Origin of the sequence: Aeromonas sp. Y318-1, assembly GCF_027706125.1 — a bacterium.
GTDB classification, from domain to species: domain Bacteria; phylum Pseudomonadota; class Gammaproteobacteria; order Enterobacterales; family Aeromonadaceae; genus Aeromonas; species Aeromonas hydrophila.
Genome location: NZ_JAPDCM010000002.1, coordinates 135,166 through 153,972 on the forward strand (window position 1 = coordinate 135,166; position 18,807 = coordinate 153,972).

Genomic DNA, 18,807 nt, shown 5'->3' on the forward strand with positions numbered 1-18,807 from the left:
TCTGGTCAGGCTGGCAAGCCGCTCACGGGCCATCATCAGGCTGTGCCCAAATAAAAAGGGGAGCCAGGCTCCCCTTTATCTCAATATGGCGTTACTGCACGCTGCGACACTGGCTGAAGATATCCAGCTGCTGGTCATATACCGCCGTATTCACATCCCAGATCCCCAGCATGGACGAGAACAGGTTGTCGTGGGAATAACGGGTATTGGCTGCCTTCTGCTGCAGACAATCGAGATTCATTCCCTTCTCTTTGGAGAAACCGGGCGACATCCACACCTGCATGGGCACCCGGGTCTGATCATCCGGCGCAAACTTGTAAGGGGTACCGTGCAGATAGAGCCCCAATGCCCCCAGTGACTCGCCATGGTCGGAAATATAGATCAGCGCCGTGTTGTATTTGTCTTCATATTTCTTCAGCCGTTCGATCATGCTGGCAATCACAAAATCGGTGTAGCGAATGGTGTTGTCGTAGGTATTCTCCAGCTCCTGATCGGTGCAGTTCTCGATATCGCTGCGCTGACAATCCGGCAGGAAATGGCGATGCGACCCCGGATAACGCTTGTAATAGGTCGGGCCATGGCTGCCGATGAGGTGGAAGCCCACCAGCTTGTCCCCCTTCATGCCGGCCAGCTCGTCGTCCAGCCCCTCCAGCACCACCTCGTCATAGCAGGTGTTCTTGTCGCAGAACTTGGGGTGATCCTTGGGCTTGACCACCATGTTCGGCACCCTATCGCACACGCCCTTGCAGCCGCCGTCATTCTCCTTCCAGAAGATGGAGATACCGCTCTTTTGCAGCACATCCAGCAGCCCTTCGCTGTTGCGGGCCTGGTTGCCGTCGAACTGGTTGCGCCCCATGTTGGAGAACATGCAGGGCACCGAGACCGCCGTCGCCGTGCCGCAGGAGCGCACGTCGTTGAAGGAGATGATCCCCGCCTGCTGGCTGGTGAAGGGGTTGGTCTCCTTGTGATAGCCGTTCATGGAGAAGTTCTTGCCGCGCGCCGTCTCCCCCACCACCAGGAACATCATGGTCGGCTTCTCCTTGCCGGCCACCCGCTTGGCGTCGTCTCCCATGCGCTGAAACGGTACCGGCTCCGCCAGATAGCGTTTGTAGAGATATTTGGTGGTGCTGTACATGTAATTGGCTGGCGTGATCTCCCGGTTCAGGGTCTGGTTGTTGCGCCCGACCGAGGCATAGTCCTGATAGTAGACTGCGGCGATGAGCCCCAATACCGCCAGCGAGGCCAGCATGGAAAGCCCGCGCTGCAACAGGCCCTGATACCATTTGGCCGGATACTCTATCTTGACGAAAAACAGCAGTACCGCCGGCAGCACTCCGGCCAGCAATACCCAGACCACGATGGGCACGCTCAGGTAGGAGTAAGCCTCGCTCTGGTTGGTCTCAAAGATGTTCTGGATCATGTCGCCATCAAACAGCACCTTGTATTTCATCATGGTGTAGCTGGCAATGGCACCGGTGATAAACAGAAAGGCAAAGAAAGGCTTGATGAAATAACGCACAGAGAATGGCATGAATACAAAGTTCAATGCCGCGACCAATACGATAGGAATGGAGATGGCAAACCCGATTTTAAAATGCTCAAGCTGCGTCAATATCTCATAAAAATGCAGCAGGACTGGCCAGTTGAGCAAGAAGGCAAAGATAAATGCCAACAACAAAATAAATGGAACAATTCTTATTCTGAGAAAAGAAGGCATGCATATCTCCCTGTTACGCTTCTTTATTACACGTCGAAATAGCCGAACCGGAGTCGACACGCCGATATTTGGCGCCGGATAGTAACAGCCTGCAGAAAACACCAAATATACTATTTTCAAATATCATCAATAATGTGATGTATATCAACAATCATCAGCAAACTGACAGCCTAGCCGACGATACTTAAGGAAAAATTAAGATGCCCGTGTTATGCAGCCGCTCAAAAAACAGCCATTAATATACGACTCACCTCCCCGCCTGGCGCTCGCACCACTCTTTTTCAAGACGGCAGCTCGTCCTTAAGTTTTGCTTAAGACTGCTCGGCGAGGCTGTTCCCTGACGAGTCCTCGTCACACGACAGATGCGAGAGAGGGTTAACATGCACAACAGCAACAGCGCAGCAATCAGCAAGGTGCCAGAGATCACCCTGGCGTTCTGGGTCATCAAGATTCTGGCGACCACCCTGGGGGAGACGGGGGGTGACGCCGTCTCCATGTCGATGGAACTCGGTTATCTGGTGAGCACGGCCATCTTTGCCGTGATCTTTTTCGTGTCGGTCAGCGCGCAGATCGCGGCAACCTCCTATAACCCCCTCCTTTACTGGACCACCATCATCGCCACCACCACGGTCGGCACCACCCTGGCAGACTTTGCCGATCGCTCGCTCGGGCTGGGCTATGCCGGTGGTTCCACCCTGCTGCTGGCTTTGCTGATGGGCTCCTTCCTGCTCTGGTATCGGCTGCAGGGCAGCATCTCCACCGGCAGCATTACCACGCCGCGCACCGAGCTGTTCTACTGGGTCACCATCATGTTCTCCCAGACGCTGGGTACCGCACTGGGTGACTGGACTGCAGACGAGGCCGGCTTTGGTTATGCAGGCAGTGCCGTGCTGTTCGGCGGCATGCTGGCCGCCATCGTGGCAACCTACTACCTGACCCGGGTGTCGCGGACCCTGCTGTTCTGGGCCGCCTTCATTCTGACCAGACCGCTGGGAGCCGTGGTGGGGGATTTTCTGGACAAGCCGCTCAGCAAGGGCGGGCTGGAGCTGAGTCGTTACTCCGCCTCCTTAACCCTGCTGGCCGCCATCGCCGCGCTGGTGCTGATCTCGACCCTGCGCAACCGGCAACCGGTTCGGACTGAGCTCGATATTGAACAGTAATCATGCAGCAAGCCAGCCCGGCCGCCTCTGGGTCGCCGGGCTGACTATGCTCTGTGGGAATTGATGCGAGGCAAGGCTCCCCCCGATGACGACAGGCAACAGACAAGACCCGGCCCCACCCTCCCGCCAGATCCCGCGCGGGGTCTGGGTGCTGGGCTTCGTCAGCCTGCTGATGGACATCTCGTCCGAGATGATCCACAGCCTGCTGCCCCTGTTCATGGTGACCGTGCTCGGCAGCAGCGCCTTCACCATCGGACTCATCGAAGGGATGGCGGAGGCCACGGCACTGATGGTCAAGGTCTTCTCCGGCACCTTGAGCGACTATCTAGGGAGACGAAAGGGGTTGGCTTTGCTCGGTTACGGGCTGGGAGCCCTGACCAAGCCGCTGTTCGCCATCGCCACTGGCAGCGGGTTGATACTGACCGCCCGCCTGCTGGACAGAATTGGCAAAGGCATTCGGGGCGCCCCCCGCGATGCGCTGGTGGCCGACCTCACCCCCCTTGAGCTGCGCGGCGCCGCCTTTGGCCTGCGCCAGTCCCTCGACACGGTCGGCGCCCTGCTGGGGCCACTGCTGGCCGTCGGATTGATGCTGCTCTGGCACGATGATTTTCGCGCCATCTTCTGGCTGGCGGTCATTCCTGGGCTGGCCTCGGTCACCCTGCTCGCCATCGGCCTGCGTGAACCCAAAGAGAGCGACCGGCGCGAGCGCCGCAACCCCCTGCGACGCGACAGCCTGCGCCGGCTGGGTAAACCCTATCGCTGGGTGCTGCTGATCGGCGCCCTGTTCACCCTGGCCCGCTTCAGCGAAGCCTTTCTGGTGCTGCGTGCCCAGCAAAGCGGCATGGCGCTGGCGCTGGTGCCGCTGGTCATGGTGGCGATGAATCTGATCTATGCCCTCAGCGCCTACCCGTTCGGCCGCCTTTCGGATCGCATGAGTCACCGCACCCTGCTGATCTGGGGATTGCTGGTACTGATTGCCGCCGATCTGGTGCTGGCGACCAGCACCCACTGGGGCGTGCTGCTGGCAGGGGTGATGCTGTGGGGTATTCACATGGGAATGACCCAGGGGCTGCTGGCCGCCATGGTAGCCGCCACGGCCCCGGCGGATCTGCGCGGTAGCGCGTTTGGCTTCTTCAACCTCGTATGCGGCCTCGCCATGTTGCTGGCCAGCCTGCTGGCCGGCCTGCTGTGGGACCATCTGGGCCCCGCCTTCACCTTCTACGCCGGCGCCGCCTGCTGCCTGCTCACCCTGCTGATACTCAGCAAATACCAGCCGCCATCCACCACGGCACCATGACCCGAAAACACCGGCGGCCGGATAGCAAAACCCCCCCGGCAACCAAGTTGGTTGCCGGGGGCTTTTCTAAAGATGGCGGAGGAGGTGGGATTTGAACCCACGGATGGTCGCCCATCGCCGGTTTTCAAGACCGGTGCATTCAGCCGCTCTGCCACCCCTCCGAACGGCGTGCATACTACGTCAGCCCCTTGTTCATATGCAATACATATTTGATTTGGGATAGTAGGGGGCAACAGGCTGGGGTGGGGCTTGAAATCAGCGCTCGTCATCCCGACATTCAGTGCATACAATGCGTTAACGAGGCGGATTGCCGCCTCACCCCGGAAATCAAGAGGACACCCAAGATGGATACCCGTTCTATCTATACCGGCACCCAGAGTGCCGCGCGCGATACCAACAAGGTACTGCGCAACACCTATATGCTGCTCTCCCTCACTCTTGGCTTCTCTGCCGTGGTGGCCGGGGTAGCCACCGTGATGAACATGCCGCCCCTGCACTGGGCCATCTTCCTCATCGGCGTCTACGGTCTGATGTTCCTGACCGAGAAGAATCGCGAAAACGGCATGGGGCTGGTGTTTACCTTCGCCCTGACCGGTCTGCTGGGCTATAGCCTCGGCCCCATCATCAACATGTACATGAACAATGGCGGCGGCGAGATCGTGATGACCGCGCTCGGCGGCACCGCGCTCACCTTCTTCGGTCTGTCGGCCTATGCCCTGACCACCAAGCGTGATCTCTCTTTCATCGGCGGCATGCTGTTCGTCGGTTTCTGGGTACTGTTGGTGGCCATGATCGCCAACATCTTCCTGCAGATGAGCGCCCTGAGCCTGGCCCTGTCCGCCATGTTCATGCTGTTTTCCTCCGGCGCCATCCTGCTGACCACCCAGCAGATCGTGCGCGGCGGCGAGACCAACTACATCTCCGCTACCGTCACCCTGTATGTCTCCATCTACAACATCTTCCTGAGCCTGCTGAGTCTGCTCGGCGGCAACCGCAACTAATCAAACACCCCGCTTCGGCGGGGTTTTTATTGGCACCTGTTTCTGTCAGGATAAGTTGTAAATCAAGGATATGAAGCGAAGTGGCCCTGATCCAAATCAGGGCCGTTTCGTTGTTGACCGGTTATGCTCTGGTTTTCGTTTCGCTCAAGGGTTGCGCTCTCCCATGCCCATGGATTTCTCTGGCCTGTTGCGCCGTTTGCTGACTGACAGTCATATCTATTTCGCCCTCAAGGTACTGCTGGCCATCATGGGGCTGCTTGCCTTCACCCTGGCGACCGGCGACACCCAGCTCACCGTGCTGCTCTCCCTCGGGGTAGTGGCCGGCGCCATCGCCGAGACCGACGACAGTCTGTGGGGCCGGGTCAAGAACCTCGCCATGACCCTGCTCTGCTTCCTGTTCGCCTCCCTGTGCGTGCAGTACCTCTTCCCCACGCCCTGGTTGTTCGCCCTGGGGCTGGCGGGTTCCACCTTTATCTTCGTGATGGTGGGGGCGCTCGGTCAGCGCTACGCCACCATCAGCTTCGGCTCCCTCCTCATCGCCATCTACACCATGCTGGGGGCCGCCAAGGCGCCGGATCTCTTCTATCAACCGCTGGCCCTCGGCGCCGGGGCACTCTGGTATGGCCTGGTATCGCTGGTCTGGCTCTGGCTGCTGCCCTACAAAACCCTGCACGAACAGCTGGCCCAAAGCTACTTTGCCCTCTCCCGCTATCTGCTGGAGAAATCCCGTTTCTTTCCGGCCGACGAGCACGGCGCCCAGGCCATTCGTCATAACCTGGCCCAGCTCAACATCAACCTGGTCAACGCCCTGACGCTCACCAAGTCGGCGCTCAACGCCCGCCTCAGCACCCGTCACCGGGCCTCCCCCGAGCTGGCCAGCCTGCTGCGCCTCTACCTGCTGGCGCTGGAGATCCACGAGCGGGCCACTTCCAGCCACTACCCCTACAGCAAGCTGGAAGCCGAGCTCAAGCAGGGCATCGTGCTTGACGGCTTTCAGGAGGTATTCCTACAGCTCTCCGAGGCGTGCCAGCGGCTCGGCTACGCCATCCTGGTGCACAAGCCCTATGCCCACAACAAGCGCATCCACTGGACGCTGGAGGCCCTCGGCGATCAGCTGGAGTTCACCCACCTCAAGCAGCACTACCCGAAAACCCTGCTGACGCCGATGAAGTTTCTGCGCCGCAATCTGGCCAGCATCAACCAGCTGCTGCAAAGCGCCGAGGAGCTGCAAAATCCCGAGCAGGCCCCGCAGAGCCTGCCGCCCCTGGCCCGCCCTGCCCGCCTGCCGCTGCTGACCCAGCTCAAACAGCACCTGACCCCCAACTCCATGGTGTTTCGCCATGCCCTGCGCCTGTCGCTCGGGCTGGTGGTGGGCTATGGCATTCTGCAAGCGTTCCACCTGGACAAGGGCTACTGGATCCTGCTGACCGTGCTGTTCGTCTGTCAGCCGAGCTACAGCGCCACCCGCCGCCGGCTGGTGCAGCGCATGCTCGGCACCTTCGCCGGCCTGCTGGTGGGGATCCCGGTGCTCTGGTTGTTCCCAGAATTGCACGTACAGCTGGTGGTGATGGGGCTGGCCGCCTTCCTGTTCTTCACCCAGGTACGCAGCAACTACAGCGCCGCGGTCTGCTTCATCACCCTCTACGTGTTGATGGCGTTCAACCTGCTGGACGGCATCGGCTTCGCCATCCTGGGGCCACGCATGCTCGATACCTTCCTCGGCTGCCTGCTCTCCTACGCCCTGGTGGCCTGGCTTTGGCCGGACTGGCAGTACAAGCGGCTGCCGACCCTGATCGCCAATTCGCTCTCGGCCAACGCCCGCTATCTCTCGGCGGTGCTCGCCAGCCTGCAGCAGCAGCGTGATGAGTCCATCGACTACCGGGTGGCGCGCAAGAGCGCCCATCTGGCGGACAGCGAGCTGGCCATGGCCTGGCAGAGCATGCTGGTGGAGCCACAGAAACGCCGTCGTTTTCTCGACCTCTGCTTCACCCTCACCTGGCGCAACCACGCCCTGCTCTCCTACATCTCGGCGCTGGGCGCCCATCGCGACAAGCTGGAGGCCATCGGCGAGCTGGACGAGATCAGCCGTCATCTGAGCCACACTCTGGAGCGGGCTGCCGGCCACCTGGCGGGAGAGATGCCGGAGCAGATCGAGGGGCAGTGCCCGGTCATCACCCCCGACAGCAGCGAGGAGCAGCTGATGCTGACCCAGCAGCTCAACCTCATCAGCCAGCTGGCGGATGAGTTGCTCACCCTGGCCAACGAGAGCCGGTTGCTCACCCGGGAACAAGGCGCTACCATGCCCGCCCAATCCTGACAGGCCACAAGGAGCCCACCATGTCCGAGCATCACCAGCTGGAATTCAACGGCCAACTCATCGAAACCGATGCCAAGGGTTATCTGCTCAACAGCAGCGACTGGAGCGAGGCGCTGGCACTGGTACTGGCCGAGCAGGAAGGTATCGTGCTGGAGGAGCCGCACTGGGAAGTGGTGCGCTTCGTGCGCGCCTTCTATCTGGAGTTCAACACCTCCCCCGCCATCCGCGCCCTGGTCAAGGCGATGGAAAAGCAGTACGGCCCCGAGAAGGGCAACAGCCGCTACCTCTACAAGCTGTTCCCGGAAGGCCCCGCCAAGCAGGCCACCAAGATTGGCGGCCTGCCCAAACCGGTGAAATGTATCTAAAAAAATACCGCGCCCATCCAAGATGCAGCGCGGTATTTTTTTACCTTGTCGACCCTGTTAGGGGTTGTAAGCCACCACGGAACCACTCAAGCCGGTCATCTGGCCGATGCGACTTTGCATGCCCTGCAGCTTTGCCTTGGAGACATCCGGCCCGATGAAGACCCGGTTGAGTTGACCCTGGACCGGAGTGCGCGGCGAGGTGTGAGCCGAGTAGCCCGCAGCCCGCAGCTTGCTCACCAGCGCATTGACGCTGTCGACGTTTTTGAAGGCGCCAAGCTGCAGGATCCAGCTGCCCTGGGCCGGCGCAGTAGCCGCTGGCGCCGGGGCTGTCGTCGTGGTCGGTTGTCCCATCTTGCTGGCAATGAGATCGTCCATCGACTTGATCTGGCCCGCCTGCGGCTTGTTCTCAACCGGTGTTTGCACCTCGACCGGCTTGGGCGGCACCACCTTGGGCTTGGGCTGCTCCACCGGCTTCTTGGCGATCACTTCAGGCTTAGGCTGGGGCTTGACCACCGGCGGAGTAACGGGCTGGGTCACCGGCTTGGCGGCCGGTTGCTGCACCGGCGGCTGGCCCTGCTTGGCCCCCAGGGTTACCGGCTCAGATACCTCTTCCACCTGCCACTGCTCGGCGGCAGAGGCCTGCTGCTGGCTGGCCAGGTGTTCCGCCGGCAAGGTGCTGGCGGCCGATACCTGCAAGGCGGGCTTGGCGGGCTCCAGCTCCGGGCGCAGCGGGATCTTGGCAAACGCCTCTTCCTTCTGCTCCAGCTTGTGGCCGTCCATCAAATCCGGCAGAAAAATGACAACCAGGGCCACCAGGATGACGGTGCCCACCAGACGGTTTTGAAACTTAGAGGCCAAGTTGAATCCTACCTTTACGTAACTCAATATGCGATTCGGCTCCCCGCCAGAGGGCCGGGGAGCCGGGGTGTGGCCTAGACGGCGACACCCGCCAGAATGTCGGCAACAGTGTAAAACGAACCAAACACAATGACCATATCATCAGGACTCGATGCGGCCAACGCGGCAGCATAGGCCTGCCCCACGCTGTCAAAGGTGGTCGCCGGCCCCCGCTCGCTGCCAAGGGCGGCCGCCAGCTGGGCCGCGCTCGCCGCCCGCGGGCCGGTCAAGCTGGCTAGATACCATTCACCGATGAGACCATCGAGCTCGGCAAGCGACCCCGCCATGTCCTTGTCCTTGAGCATGCCGACCACAGCGCGGCGCACGCCGGTGCAGGACATCTTGCGCAGCTGGGCTGCCAGGTAGGCTGCCGAATGGGGGTTGTGGGCCACATCGACGATGACCAGCGGCGCGCTTTGCAGTTGCTGCATCCGCCCGGCCAGCCGGGCATTGGCCAGTCCTTGTCGTATAGCCTCTTCCGGCAGCGGCAGGCCAAGGGACTCCAGCGCCGCCAGCACGGTGACCGCGTTCATCAGCGGCAGGGCCGGTTTGGGCAGGTCGCGCCACTGATGGAGGCCGTGATAATCCCAGCCGCTGGCGTGCTCATCACCACGAAAATCAATGCCGACCTGACGCAGGCAGGCGCCGAGGCGGGCAGCCTCGCTGGCGATGGTGACGGGCGGATTGGGCTCACCGCTGATGGCAGGTTTGCCGGCGCGATACACCCCCGCCTTCTCCACCGCCACCGCCTCGCGGGTATCCCCCAGCCAGTCGCAGTGATCGAGCGCAATGGAGGTGATCATGGCGACATCGGATTCCACCACATTGGTGGCATCCAGCCGACCGCCTAGCCCCACTTCCAGCAGCAGCACATCGGGCGCGGCGCGCCGGAACAGCCACAAGCCCGCCAGGGTGGCGAACTCGAAGAAGGTAAGGGCAATCTCGCCGCGGGCCGCTTCCACCTCGGCAAAGGCGGTGCAGTGATCGCTGTCGGCCAGTTCGGCCCCGTTGATCCGCACCCGCTCGGCGAAGCGCAGCAGATGGGGGGAGGAGTAGACGCCGACCTGGTAGCCGGTTTCCATCAGTATGCTGGCCGCCATGGCACAGCTGGAGCCCTTGCCGTTGGTGCCCGCCACCGTGATCACCTTGAACGGCAGTTGGGTAAGACCCATGCGGCGGGCCACGGCGCCGACCCGATCCAGCCCCATGTCGATGTTGACCGGGTGGATCTGCTCCAAATAAGAAAGCCAGTCGACCAGCGACCGGCTTTGGGATTGTTGCATGTTGGAACTCATCTTCACTCTTCGATGACGTGAGTATTCAGCATTTTGGCGAGCAGGCTGGCCAGACGATTGCGCATCTCGCGGCGATCGATGATGAGGTCGATGGCGCCCTTCTCCAGCAGGAACTCGGAGCGCTGGAAGCCTTCCGGCAGCTTCTCGCGCACGGTCTGCTCGATGACGCGCGGACCGGCAAAGCCGATCAGTGCCTTGGGCTCGCCCACGTTGATGTCACCCAGCATGGCCAGACTGGCGGAGACGCCACCCATGGTGGGGTCGGTCAGTACGGAGATATAGGGCAGACCGGCCTTCGACAGACGGTCCAGCGCCGCACTGGTCTTGGCCATCTGCATCAGGGAGAACAGCGCCTCCTGCATGCGGGCACCACCCGAGGTGGAGAAACAGACCAGACCGCGACCTTCCTTGATGCTCTCCTCGACGGCGCGCACGAAGCGGGCGCCCACCACGGAGGACATGGAGCCACCGATAAAGGAGAACTCGAATGAACAGGCGACGACCGGCACCCCCTTGAGGGTCCCTTTCATCACCACCAGCGCATCTTTTTCTCCCGTCTCTTTCTGGGCGGCAGACAAACGATCCTTGTAGCGCTTGGAATCCTTGAATTTCAAGACATCCTGCGGCTCCAGCTCGGCACCGATCTCGGTGCGGCCCTGCTCGTCGAGAAAGCTCTCGAGACGGGCACGGGCGCTGATGCGCATATGATGATCACACTTGGGGCACACTTCGAGATTGCGCTCCAACTCTGCCCGGTAGAGCACCTGTTCACAAGCACTGCACTTGGTCCACACCCCTTCCGGAATGTTGTGACGACGAGGTGTAGTGATCTTGCTCTTGGGAAGGATCTTCTCAAGCCAGCTCATGGAATTCCTTAATGCTTTTGTGCCTGACAAAACGCATCGAGCCTAGATTGTTCAATGACTTAATAGCTCGATGGCAATAAATGACGGATCATTAAACCACAAATTTTCGGGGCCAGTTACTAAAAACTGGTCGTACCCGGTGCCGAGTCCGGCAGCCACAACGGGCCGAGCGGCATCCGCGGCAACCCCAGCTCCGCCGGGTAATCCACGTCCACCAGATAGAGTCCCCCCGCCTTGGCAGTCGGGCCCGCCAGGTTGCGATCCCGGGCTGCCAGCACCTCGGCAATCCACTCCACCGGCTGGAGCCCCTGCCCCACCAGCAGCAGGGAGCCGGTGATGTTGCGCACCATGTGGTGCAGGAAGGCGTTGGCCTTGATGTCGAGCACGATGTAGGGGCCGGAGCGGCTGACACAGAGGTGGGTCACATTGCGCCAGGGGGTGTTGGACTGGCAGGCGACGGCCCGGAAGGTGCTGAAGTCGTGCTCCCCGAGCAGGCTCTGGCCCGCCTGGTGCATCAGATCGGCATCGATGGTTTCGTGGTAGTGACTGACGCCACTGCCGAGGATGGCCGGCCGGTAGTTGTGGTTGTAGATGACGTAGCGGTAGCGACGGGCTGTGGCGCTGAAGCGGGCATGAAACCCCTCGCCCACCTGCTTGACCCAGCGCACGGCGATGTCCGGCGGCAGGTTGGAGTTGAGACCCAGGGTCCAGGCCCCTTCGGCGCGATTCGCATCGGTATCGAAGTGGATCACCTGGCCGGTAGCGTGGACACCGGCATCGGTGCGCCCTGCGCACTGGATGGAGACGGGGTGATTGGCGATCCGGCTGAGGGCCTTTTCCAGCTCCTCCTGTACGCTGATCACTTCGCGCTGACGCTGCCAGCCGAAATACCGGCTGCCGTCGTATTCAATACCTAGGGCAATTCGCATGGATAAACTTGTCTTCTGATGAAAAGGGGCGGTGAACGAAACGGGGCGGATTATACGCGTCTCGCCTCAAAAATCCCAAATAGCCGCGCCCAGGCCGGACCAGACGCCCAAAACACAGGGACCAAAAACAAGGGGCAGCCCATCGGCTGCCCCTTGTTTCACCACTATGCGCTGGCTCTCTAGCCAAGGCGCTTGAGCAGCTTCTCGGCTTCGGCCCGTTGATGCTCGGTGCCCTGCTCCGCCGCTTCTTGCAGCAGTTCGCGGGCGCTATCCTTGTCGTCGATCTCGAGGTAGGCACGAGCCAGATCCAGCTTGGCACCCACACCGCCATCGTCAGCATCCACGTCAAACCCGGTGGATTCCGGCAGCACCTCGGGGAAGCCATCCAGCCCCACGTCCAGCGAGAAGCCCTGATAGGGTTCCTGTTCGGTGGTGGTGGCATCTGCCTCGGCCAGCAGTTTGTCGATCTCCACATAGCCGCTCTCCTGAGCCTGTTCCCGTGGCTTCACCTCGCCCGGATGGGACTCCACCTCGGCGAAGGCATCCTCGAAATCGGCCAGGGCCAGCTCGTTGGGATCCCACTCCAGATCTGCTGCGGCCTCCTGTTTCCCCTTGGTCGGCTCGGGCTCCAGCCCCAGCTCCGCCAGCAGCTCATCGGCGCTGGCGTCGGCCGTGGCATTGGCGGCCTTGTCGGCGCCCGGCTCGGCAAAGGCGGTCTCGAAGTCACTCAAATCGAAGGAGGCGAGATCCTCGTCGCTGACCATGGGGTCGGCATCGGGCTGACCGTCATCGCTGCCGTCCAGCGCCAGATCAGCTTCCAGATCCGCATCCAACTCAGCGAACAGGGCTGCCTGCAGCTCCTCTTCGCTCATGATCTCGTTGCCAGCCTTGGGCTTGAATTCGCTGGCAAGATCCAGATCCGGCTCGGAGTCGAGGGTGATGGACTCGTCATGGGCCAGATCCAGCTCGGGCACCAGATCCGGATCCCGAATGGCGGCCTTGGCAGGCGGGGCCGGCTCGGCATCGAAGCTGGCCAGGTCCATCTCGCCATCGTCGCTGAACACCAGATCGGCCGGCGCAGCAGGCTCTTCCACCGCCATGTAGCCATCCGGCGTGTTGAGATCCGGGCGCGGTCGTACCGGCTCGTCGTCGGTGATGCCGACCGTCATCAGCTCGTCAAATTCGCTGCTCTCCTGATCCATCACCATGGCGGTGGATTCGGACAGGCTCTTCTCCTGCTCTTCCAGCTCACGACGGGCCCGCGCCCGCAGCCACAGGGTCACCAACGCCAGCACCAGCAGCACCGGCAACAGGATGATCATGGCCAGGTTGAGCGGCGAGGAGAGCAAGTCCATCAGCCAGTTCTGCTTGGGCTCGGGGGCCGGTGCCACCGGCGGAACCGGTTTGGCCTTGAGCTCGGCAATCTCTTTTTGCAGCGCGGTCTGATCCTGCAGCTGGGCCTTGAGGGTCTCCACCTCTTCGGTCAGGGATTGCAGCCGCAGCTTGAGCCTGTGGTTCATCTCGGTGACCTGGCCGAGCTGGGCGTTGGCATCTTCCAGCGCCAGCGCCATCTCGGTGGAGGGCTTGCCGACCGGTTGATTGACATCGGCTGGCAACGGCGCCGGTGCGCTGGCCGTGGCGGCGCTGGTGGCAGCCGCCTGGCTGGCGACCGGCTCGGGAGCCTTGGCAACCGCCTTTACCTCGGTGGCCGGCTGGGGTGTCTCCACCTTGGGTGCCGGGGCAGGAATGGGCGCTGCTTTGGCTACCTCGGGCTTGGCCGGCTCGGCCGCCTTGGTCGGGGCCGCTTTGGTAGCCACCGGCTTGGCCGGCTGGGTATGCTTGCTGGCCAGGTATTTCGGGCTCAGCCCTTTCCAGCTGGCGTTGTCACTGCGGAATTTGGCGCGGGCCTCGGCATCGGTGATGACGCTGGCCTCGGCGGTGGTGGGCAGCTGGATGCGCGAGCCCACCAGAATGTGGTTGATGTTGCCGTCGGCGAAACTGCGGGGGTTCTTCTCGTAGATCGCCACCATGGTCTGGTAGACGCTGACACTGCTGGAAGGACGGTACTTGCTCGCCAGGCTCCAGAGGGTGTCGGTGGGACGAATGGGGCCATAACTGCCGGCATTGCTCGCGACCTGCCGCACGATCGGCTGGGCCGTGGCTCGGCTGGGTTGGGACGTGGCGCGGGGAGCGGCGACGGGTTGTGCCAGCGGCTGGGAATTGACGGCGGGCGGAGCCGGCTCGTCCGGGCCTTTGAGCTCAACAAAAAAAGGCTCCCGCGCCGAGTCTTCGGCCTGGGCCGTGCCCAGCAGACCCAATGCGAGTAGCGTTGCCAATGTTATGCGGGAATGTCCCATATTCGTTCCTTCGTATGACGGCCCTATCACATTGAAAAATCTGGATAGTTACCCCAAAACAGTCGGTTCAATATAAATCAGGCTCAGGTTGCAAGCCAGCAGTCCGACACATTTAGCACCCAACTTGCCCCTGAGTGTAGGAAAAAACTTAATCAGTTGATATCGCGAAAAATTCTCGGGGCTGCAGAGTGCGCCCCCGGTCACATCCACCCCATGGGTGCACAGGCTGGCAGCCTGGCGGATTTCCCTCCCCGCCAGGCCAATGGACTCGCCGATCAGAGGTAATCGCGCACCAGCAGTTCGGCAATCTGCACGCTGTTGGTCGCCGCGCCCTTACGAACGTTATCGGCCACGATCCACATATTTATACCGCAGGGGTGAGAAATATCCTGGCGAACCCGGCCCACCAGCACCTCGTCCTTGCCGGTGGCGTCGCGCACCGGGGTCGGATAGTCGTTTTCGTCGTCAAACAGGGTGACGCCCGGTGCATTGCGCAGCAGCTCCTTCACCTGTTCGGCGTCGAGCGGCTGATGCAGCTCGACGTGGACCGCCTCGGCGTGGCCGTAGAACACCGGCACCCGCACGCAGGTGGGGTTCACGGCGATGCTGGCATCCCCCAGGATCTTCTGGGTCTCCCACACCATCTTCATCTCTTCGCGGGTGTAGCCGTTGTCGGTGAAGCTGTCGATCTGCGGGATCAGGTTGAAGGCGATCTGCTGCGGGTAGAGGCTCGGCTCCACCGGACGACCGTTGAGCAGGTGGGCGGTCTGGCCGGCCAGCTCGCTCACCCCCTCCTTGCCGGAGCCGGAGACGGACTGATAGGTCGCCACGTTGATGCGGGCGATACCTACTTCATCGTGCAACGGCTTGAGCGCCACCAGCATCTGGATGGTGGAGCAGTTGGGGTTGGCGATGATGTTGCGGTTGCGAAAATCGGCCAGCGCATCCGGGTTCACTTCCGGAATGACCAGCGGAATGTCTTCGTCGTAACGGAAGCAGGAGGTGTTGTCGATGACGATGCAGCCGTGCTCGGCGGCAATCGGCGCCCACTTGGCAGAGACCTCGGCCCCGGCGGAGAAGAGGGCGATCTGCACCTGGCTCCAGTCAAACTCCTCCACATCCAGAATTTCGACATTCTTGCCGGCAAAACGCACCGTGTCGCCAGCGCTGCGGCTGGAGGCCAGCGGATAGAGGGTGGCAATCGGGAAGGCACGCTCTTCCAGGATCTCGATCATCGCCTCGCCCACGGCGCCGCTGGCGCCCAATACCGCTACGTTGAATTGCTGACTCACTGCTGTTCTCTCCTATGATGGTGCCGGTGACGCGCGCTGGCATCACCGCTGGCAGGCGGACCTGCCTGATAGCGGGTCTGGCGTCGGGCCAGACCGGGTATGGGCGGGGCAAGGCTCCCGCCCCTTCAAGTATGTAAAGTGTTCAGTCTGGCTGGCAGACAAACCCGAGCCGGGCCAGGGCATCGCCCGCAAACGGCCCTTTCAGTTGCAGGGAAGAGAGCTCGCGCCGCTCAGGATAGTGTTTGCGCTGCTCATCGAAGCTGCCCGCCACACCGAGTCGGTTGCGAAAACGGGCGTCATCGCGGCGCACGTCATAAATAAGGTGGACCAGCTGCTTGATCAAGGCCTGATCCGCCGGCTGGCCCGGTGTCACCTCCCGCACCTCGGGGGTCGGCAACAAACTCTGCAGATCCTGGCGCGGCGTGCGCCCCAGTTGCCGGCAGAGTGCCTCATAGAGCATCCAGGTGCCGCGGGCCTTGCCTTCCAGGCTGTAACCCGCGATGTGCGGGGTCGCGAGCTCAGTGTGGGGTACCAGGGCCTGCAGCGGCTCCGGCTCTCCTTCCCACACGTCCATCACCAGCCGCAGCGGCGCCTGGCTCTGCTGGCGCGCCAGCAAGGCCTGGTTGTCCCATACCTCGCCACGGGAAGCGTTGATGAGGATCTGCCCGGCCGGGCGGGCGGCAATCTGCGCCGCATCCAGCAGATGGAAGGTGGCGTCCGGCCCCTGACGGGTGATGGGAACGTGGAAGCTGACGATGTCGGCCTCAAGGGCCTGCCGGTAGTCGACAAACTGCGCAGCCTCGTTGGCCTCGGCGGCGCGAGCACGGGGCGGATCGCAGCGCAGTACCCGCATGCCGAGGGCCTCGGCCTTGCCTGCCACACACTCGCCGGTATTGCCGGCACCGATGACCGCGAGGCTCATCTCGTTCAAGTTGAGCTCATGGCGCTCGGCCAGCACCAGCAGAGCGGAGAGCACATAGTCGCCGACCGAATATTTGTTGCAGCCGGGGGCGCTGAAGAAGGGAATGCCCCGCTCGGCCAGCAGCCCCTTGTCCACGTGATCGGTACCGATGGTGGCGGTGCCGACGAAGCTCAGCCGAGGGCAGCTGGCCAGCAGCGCGGCGTCTACCCGGGTGACGGAGCGCACCAGCAGCACGTCGGCCTCTTGCAGATCCGCCGCCTGCATCTGCCTGCCGGGCAGCGGGATGACCTCGCCAAATTCGGCAAACAGCTCACGGGCGTGGGGCATATTTTCATCAACGACGATCTTCATCGGGCTCTCTCACTTCGCTAGCGGCCACAAGCGCGCCATTCTAGCCCAAACAGACCGAAGTTTCAGATGCTTATTCATCCATGAGCGGCCGCCGCCGCGACTTTCTGGCGGGAACCAGCGCGCTGCTGGCTCATCTCTGCTCAACCGAGTAGTGCGGCCTGCACAAGCAACCTCGGATGCCCCCCCTCACCACCAGCTGGATTGCACGCGGCGGGTTGGCCATCACCACACTCATTTGTAACCCCGTGTTACAGCGAGCAGGGCACGACTTGACCGACCGGACTGGGCTGGCACAATGGCGCCTCTTTTTTTGCTGCCCATAAGTGGGCACCTTGCCGAGCCCCGTTATGCCGACTCACGCCTCTTCCCTGCCGCGCCGCCAGGTGCTGTGTTTCAGTGCTGCCCTGATCCTGCCGCTGCTCCTGCTGGCCTGCCTGCCCTGGCAACCGTTCATGAGCCAGGCCCTTCACTCGGACTGGCTCTGGTGGCCCTACGCCCTCACCCGCATGGTGGATGTGCCCGGCATCGGCGTCAGCATCCTGACCCTGCTGCTGCTGACCCGACACAAGCTGACGCTGAGTCTGCCGGCACTGCTGGCCCTCGGCGGCGCCCTGTTTGCCGTGCTGGCCGGCGACTGGCTCATCAAGAGCCTGATCAAGCATCTGACCGAGGAGCCCCGCCCCTACCTGCTCTGGCTGGAGAGCCAGCAGCTGATCCCCGCCATCCAGCAGTTCTACGCCGGCAAGGTGGAGGTGCGCAGCGAGCAGGTCCATGCCGCCAGCCAGCTGCTGGCACTGCCCGAGTGGCTCGCCAACCACTGGCAGGCGGAGGTGAACTACGCCTTCCCCTCCGGCCACAGCATCGCCGCCATGAGCCTGGCCCAGTTCTTCGGCCTGATCTGGCTGGCGCGCGCCCCTGCCGGCGCCTGGCTGCTGCCGCTGTGGGCCATCGGTATCGGCCTGTCGCGCATGCTGATCGGCATGCACTGGCCGCTGGATGTGCTGGCGAGCGCCCTGCTCGGCAGCCTCACCGCGTTGTTCGCCGCCCGCTGGTGGCTGCGCCATTACTGACATCTGCACGACACAAAAAAACGGGCACCCGCGGGTGCCCGTTTTTGTTCAAAGCCTGTGACGCTGGCCACTCAGTTGCTGGCGCTCGCTCCCTGCCACCCTTCGGGGTACTTGTAACCGACGAAGCGCTTGGCGGCATAAGCCTTGAAGGCGGCCGAGTTGTAAGCCGCAGCCACATCTTTGGCAAAGGGCTTGTCCGCATCGGCACTTTTTACCACCACCCAGTTGATGAAGTCGTAGCTGCGCTCAAGGAACAGACCTGAGCTGAAAGGAATGCCGCTTGAGGCGGCAAAGTTGCCATTGATGACCGAGAAGTCCACGTCTTCGCGCGAGCGGGGCAACTGGGCCGCCTCCAGCAGCACCAGCTTGAGGTTGTGCGGGTTTTTCACCACGTCGAACTCGCTCGCCTTGAGCGGGTTGATCCCCTCCTTCAGGGTCAGCCAGCCCAGATCCTGCAGCATCAGCAGCGCCCGCGCCTGATTGGTGGGGTCGTTCGGAATGGCCACCGTGCTCCCCTCCTTCACCGCCTTCAGCTCTCCCAGTTTGCCGGCATAGAGGCCCATGGGGCCGGTCGGTACCTGGGTGATGGGGGCAAGCGAAAGCCCCCGATCCTTGGCAAAGCTCTCCAGGTAGGGCTTGTGCTGGAAGCAGTTCACATCCAGCGAGCCGTCGGCCAGCGCGATATTGGGGGTCACGTAGTCGGTGAACTCCACCAGTTTGACCTGATAGCCCTTGGCTTCGAGCTGCGGCTTGATGGAATCGGTCACCATGTCGGCAAAATCCCCTACCGTGGTGCCGATGACGATCTCCTGTTTGGCCGGATCGGCGGCCAGCGCGGCCAATGGCAGAGTACCGGCCAGCAGGGCCAGGGCGGAAAGGGTAAAGAAGGAACGACGCTGCATAAAAACTCCCTGTAAACATCTCAACGGCTGGCGCGATGGCAGAGTCGTGCTTGAACCACCGCAACCATC

15 protein-coding genes and 1 tRNA gene are annotated in these 18,807 nt (G+C 62.2%); 6 read left to right on the forward strand and 10 right to left on the reverse strand.

The window, feature by feature from the left end:
* Positions 1-91: 91 nt before the first annotated feature.
* Positions 92-1,717: an MCR-3-related phosphoethanolamine--lipid A transferase gene (locus tag OKB87_RS03205; protein ID WP_024944509.1), complete on the reverse strand. Its 1,626-nt coding sequence runs from the start codon at positions 1,715-1,717 to the stop codon at positions 92-94.
* A 380-nt stretch (positions 1,718-2,097) separates the two neighbouring features.
* On the opposite strand from OKB87_RS03205, the gene OKB87_RS03210 reads away from it, so the two are divergent.
* Positions 2,098-2,877 (forward strand): COG4705 family protein, encoded by a 780-nt coding sequence (locus tag OKB87_RS03210; protein WP_270826440.1) that lies wholly within the window; start codon positions 2,098-2,100, stop codon positions 2,875-2,877.
* 85 nt (positions 2,878-2,962) lie between these two features.
* Positions 2,963-4,174 (forward strand): MFS transporter, encoded by a 1,212-nt coding sequence (locus OKB87_RS03215; protein WP_270826441.1) that lies wholly within the window; start codon positions 2,963-2,965, stop codon positions 4,172-4,174.
* 73 nt (positions 4,175-4,247) lie between these two features.
* Here OKB87_RS03215 and OKB87_RS03220 read toward each other — a convergent pair.
* Positions 4,248-4,335: transfer RNA gene (locus OKB87_RS03220), tRNA-Ser, on the reverse strand.
* 183 nt (positions 4,336-4,518) lie between these two features.
* Here OKB87_RS03220 and OKB87_RS03225 point away from each other — a divergent pair.
* The 3 genes from OKB87_RS03225 (at position 4,519) to OKB87_RS03235 (ending at position 7,857) form a co-directional block, all read left to right on the forward strand.
* On the forward strand, positions 4,519-5,175 hold the full coding sequence (locus OKB87_RS03225; RefSeq protein ID WP_016351136.1) for a Bax inhibitor-1/YccA family protein: 657 nt from the start codon (positions 4,519-4,521) through the stop codon (positions 5,173-5,175).
* Between the two features lie 163 nt (positions 5,176-5,338).
* Complete coding sequence (yccS, locus tag OKB87_RS03230) at positions 5,339-7,492, forward strand: YccS family putative transporter (RefSeq protein WP_270826442.1); 2,154 nt, start codon at positions 5,339-5,341, stop codon at positions 7,490-7,492.
* Positions 7,493-7,512: 20 nt separating this feature from the next.
* Complete coding sequence (locus OKB87_RS03235; protein ID WP_041216564.1) at positions 7,513-7,857, forward strand: TusE/DsrC/DsvC family sulfur relay protein; 345 nt, start codon at positions 7,513-7,515, stop codon at positions 7,855-7,857.
* A 57-nt stretch (positions 7,858-7,914) separates the two neighbouring features.
* Here OKB87_RS03235 and dedD read toward each other — a convergent pair whose 3' ends face one another.
* The 7 genes from dedD to OKB87_RS03270 all read right to left on the reverse strand — a co-directional run bounded on the left by dedD (position 7,915) and on the right by OKB87_RS03270 (position 16,766).
* A complete protein-coding gene (gene dedD / locus OKB87_RS03240) occupies positions 7,915-8,715 on the reverse strand; it encodes a cell division protein DedD (protein WP_206818035.1) in 801 nt (266 codons plus the stop codon).
* A gap of 74 nt (positions 8,716-8,789) precedes the next feature.
* The gene (gene folC, locus OKB87_RS03245) at positions 8,790-10,049 is read right to left on the reverse strand and encodes a bifunctional tetrahydrofolate synthase/dihydrofolate synthase (protein ID WP_270826443.1); all 1,260 of its coding nucleotides are present in this window, start codon (positions 10,047-10,049) and stop codon (positions 8,790-8,792) included.
* Positions 10,050-10,051: 2 nt separating this feature from the next.
* The gene (gene accD / locus OKB87_RS03250; protein ID WP_011706493.1) at positions 10,052-10,915 is read right to left on the reverse strand and encodes an acetyl-CoA carboxylase, carboxyltransferase subunit beta; all 864 of its coding nucleotides are present in this window, start codon (positions 10,913-10,915) and stop codon (positions 10,052-10,054) included.
* Positions 10,916-11,034: 119 nt separating this feature from the next.
* A complete protein-coding gene (truA, locus tag OKB87_RS03255) occupies positions 11,035-11,844 on the reverse strand; it encodes a tRNA pseudouridine(38-40) synthase TruA (RefSeq protein WP_270826444.1) in 810 nt (269 codons plus the stop codon).
* A gap of 179 nt (positions 11,845-12,023) precedes the next feature.
* Complete coding sequence (locus OKB87_RS03260; RefSeq protein ID WP_270826445.1) at positions 12,024-14,201, reverse strand: FimV/HubP family polar landmark protein; 2,178 nt, start codon at positions 14,199-14,201, stop codon at positions 12,024-12,026.
* 275 nt (positions 14,202-14,476) lie between these two features.
* The gene (locus tag OKB87_RS03265) at positions 14,477-15,493 is read right to left on the reverse strand and encodes an aspartate-semialdehyde dehydrogenase (protein WP_016351142.1); all 1,017 of its coding nucleotides are present in this window, start codon (positions 15,491-15,493) and stop codon (positions 14,477-14,479) included.
* Positions 15,494-15,635: 142 nt separating this feature from the next.
* Positions 15,636-16,766, reverse strand: coding sequence for a 4-phosphoerythronate dehydrogenase (locus OKB87_RS03270; RefSeq protein WP_270826446.1), 1,131 nt, complete (start codon positions 16,764-16,766; stop codon positions 15,636-15,638).
* Positions 16,767-17,113: 347 nt separating this feature from the next.
* Here OKB87_RS03270 and OKB87_RS03275 point away from each other — a divergent pair, with 347 nt between their 5' ends.
* Positions 17,114-17,836: a phosphatase PAP2 family protein gene (locus OKB87_RS03275; protein ID WP_270826447.1), complete on the forward strand. Its 723-nt coding sequence runs from the start codon at positions 17,114-17,116 to the stop codon at positions 17,834-17,836.
* A 71-nt stretch (positions 17,837-17,907) separates the two neighbouring features.
* Here OKB87_RS03275 and OKB87_RS03280 read toward each other — a convergent pair whose 3' ends face one another.
* Positions 17,908-18,738, reverse strand: coding sequence for a MetQ/NlpA family ABC transporter substrate-binding protein (locus OKB87_RS03280; protein WP_270826448.1), 831 nt, complete (start codon positions 18,736-18,738; stop codon positions 17,908-17,910).
* Positions 18,739-18,807 lie beyond the last annotated feature (69 nt).

Excerpts from the sequence above, each read along its gene's own strand:
- OKB87_RS03205 (WP_024944509.1), bottom strand. The coding sequence starts at position 1,717 with ATGCCTTCTTTTCTCAGAATAAGAATTGTTCCATTTATTTTGTTGTTG.
- OKB87_RS03210 (WP_270826440.1), top strand. The coding sequence starts at position 2,098 with ATGCACAACAGCAACAGCGCAGCAATCAGCAAGGTGCCAGAGATCACC.
- OKB87_RS03215 (WP_270826441.1), top strand. The coding sequence starts at position 2,963 with ATGACGACAGGCAACAGACAAGACCCGGCCCCACCCTCCCGCCAGATC.
- OKB87_RS03225 (WP_016351136.1), top strand. The coding sequence starts at position 4,519 with ATGGATACCCGTTCTATCTATACCGGCACCCAGAGTGCCGCGCGCGAT.
- yccS (WP_270826442.1), top strand. The coding sequence starts at position 5,339 with ATGCCCATGGATTTCTCTGGCCTGTTGCGCCGTTTGCTGACTGACAGT.
- OKB87_RS03235 (WP_041216564.1), top strand. The coding sequence starts at position 7,513 with ATGTCCGAGCATCACCAGCTGGAATTCAACGGCCAACTCATCGAAACC.
- folC (WP_270826443.1), bottom strand. The coding sequence starts at position 10,049 with ATGAGTTCCAACATGCAACAATCCCAAAGCCGGTCGCTGGTCGACTGG.
- accD (WP_011706493.1), bottom strand. The coding sequence starts at position 10,915 with ATGAGCTGGCTTGAGAAGATCCTTCCCAAGAGCAAGATCACTACACCT.
- truA (WP_270826444.1), bottom strand. The coding sequence starts at position 11,844 with ATGCGAATTGCCCTAGGTATTGAATACGACGGCAGCCGGTATTTCGGC.
- OKB87_RS03260 (WP_270826445.1), bottom strand. The coding sequence starts at position 14,201 with ATGGGACATTCCCGCATAACATTGGCAACGCTACTCGCATTGGGTCTG.
- OKB87_RS03270 (WP_270826446.1), bottom strand. The coding sequence starts at position 16,766 with ATGAAGATCGTCGTTGATGAAAATATGCCCCACGCCCGTGAGCTGTTT.
- OKB87_RS03275 (WP_270826447.1), top strand. The coding sequence starts at position 17,114 with ATGCCGACTCACGCCTCTTCCCTGCCGCGCCGCCAGGTGCTGTGTTTC.
- OKB87_RS03280 (WP_270826448.1), bottom strand. The coding sequence starts at position 18,738 with ATGCAGCGTCGTTCCTTCTTTACCCTTTCCGCCCTGGCCCTGCTGGCC.